The following is a 318-nucleotide window of genomic DNA, read 5'->3' on the forward strand; positions in this document are numbered from 1 at the left end:
GAACTCGGCGATATCGGCCGCAACAATTTCCGCGCCACCACCGACCGGATCAAGAAGACGGCGCGCGAGAACGGCCTGACACTGCGCGAGGTAGCGCTCGATGCGGCAACGCCGCGCACGGCCTTCATCGGAACCGCCGATCATATCGCCGACGAGATCATCCGCTGGATCGATAGCGAGGCCGCCGACGGCTTCATTCTCGGCTTCCCCGTGATCGCCGAGGGCTTCGACGACTTCGCGCATCACGTCCTGCCCATCCTGCAGCGCCGCGGCTATTTCGATCCCAAGCTGAAGGGCGAGACGCTTCGCGATCATCTG

At 64.2% G+C, this 318-nt stretch carries 1 pseudogene; it reads left to right on the forward strand.

The features are described 5' to 3' along the window. Nucleotides 1–318: pseudogene (locus SB772_RS39780) on the forward strand (LLM class flavin-dependent oxidoreductase); the annotation flags it as partial.

Source organism: Paraburkholderia sp. SIMBA_030, assembly GCF_046535245.1.
GTDB lineage: Bacteria > Pseudomonadota > Gammaproteobacteria > Burkholderiales > Burkholderiaceae > Paraburkholderia.